Below are 1,429 nucleotides of genomic sequence, written 5' to 3' on the forward strand. Positions count from 1 at the left end.
GAGCTAATTGCAAAACGATTTTTGTGAGTGGAGCGAAGTTGCAGAAGCGCGATTTTCCATCGCGTTTTTGAGATGCCGGGCGATTTCTAATCGGTTATGGTGGCGGAATCATGCTTATTCTCATTGTGAAGACGTGGAGACACCGCACCGGGATCTTTTTGGCCTGAATCGGAGCTTGGTTAAACAGTAGCGTTGGATCATCGTCGTAGCCGCATCAACTGGTCAGCGCCGAGGGCGAGCAGTCCGAACATCAAATGGCTCATCACTTTGGCATGTCCCTTGACCATGATGTTGCGCCCACCGAACTCGTCCTTGAGACGCGCATTGGTCCGCTCGGCGACGCTGCGCTCACGGTAGCGAACCTCGTCGGCAGGCTCGAAGTGTTCCTTCTCCCCGCCACGGGCATTGTGGTCAATCAGAGGGACATGTCCCAGTTCGCGGCAGTGGGCATGCAACTCTTTGCTGCAGTAGGCAGCGTCCATCACGTCATACAAATTGGTGACCCGTTGCTTCGTGATGTGAGACAGCGGCACGGCTGCGCGGCTGTCATGCATCGAGGCTGAACACAGCAAGGCGGCGATGGGTACGCCGCAATCGGCAGTGTCGATGTGCATCTTGTACCCGTTCCAACTGGTCTTGTAACCCTGCGCGTTGCACTTGGTGCCGCGGTCGCAGATAGTTGGCAATTCGGCGAGCATTTCGGGTAGCGTCTGCTGCCGTTGGCGCCGGATCGGCGAACCGGCTGCTGGGACGGCCTGTTTGACGGGGCGCTTGGACTTGCGCTTACTTTTCTTGCTTGACGCTGGTGCCGCGTTGACAGCGACGGCGGGCCGTTCGCGGGCGGCAATGGCGGTGCCATCGCGGCTGATGTGTCCGATCAGCTGATCGCCCAAGTGTTCCTTGATCATGGCTTCGTAGGCGCGTTCAACCAGTCGCGCCTCAGCGAACTCGGCGAATGCCCGCGAAAACGTGGCCTCCGACGGCAGCTCGGAAAACGGCGAAAACCCGCATATGCGCCGCAAGCTCTTGTCGATAGCCAGGCGTTCGATCAGGCCAACGGTGGTTGTGATGCCCAACACCGCCTTGGCGACGAAAGCATTCGCCAGCCAGGCCCTTACATGTGGCGGGCGTCCAATGCCATCCCAAGAAACGTCGACGAATTCCTCGATGCGCGCCCACTCCAGAACATGGATGACGCGTTCCAGTTTCGGCGTCACCGCGCCAACCTCCGCGCGCAGTTCCGGCAGCACATCATATTGAATTGCATGCCAGCGTTGCATGATCAGAGCAGGTCGGGTAGCATTCATAGTGTGGGCGTTTTGATTAAGCGTCAGAAACTAAATCATGCCAGAAATGGGCGCCCACTCCAGCCTTTTCGCTTGCGCTGCCAAGCAATTTTCTTCCCTCCCGCTAGTTTTGCAAGAGCCTC

The 1,429-nt window shown here is 57.9% G+C and carries 1 protein-coding gene; it reads right to left on the reverse strand.

Annotated features, from left to right (window positions below; translation table 11 throughout):
• Positions 1–197 precede the first annotated feature (197 nt).
• Positions 198–1,307, reverse strand: a complete 1,110-nt coding sequence (locus RBA41_RS33310; RefSeq protein ID WP_306628632.1) for a transposase — start codon at positions 1,305–1,307, stop codon at positions 198–200.
• Positions 1,308–1,429: the final 122 nt, after the last annotated feature.

This window comes from Massilia scottii (genome assembly GCF_030846495.1).
Classification (GTDB): Bacteria; Pseudomonadota; Gammaproteobacteria; order Burkholderiales; family Burkholderiaceae_D; genus Telluria_A; species Telluria_A violaceinigra.

What these genes read in the sequence shown, in the direction of transcription:
- RBA41_RS33310 (WP_306628632.1), bottom strand. Translation starts at nt 1,307, where the DNA reads ATGAATGCTACCCGACCTGCTCTGATCATGCAACGCTGGCATGCAATT.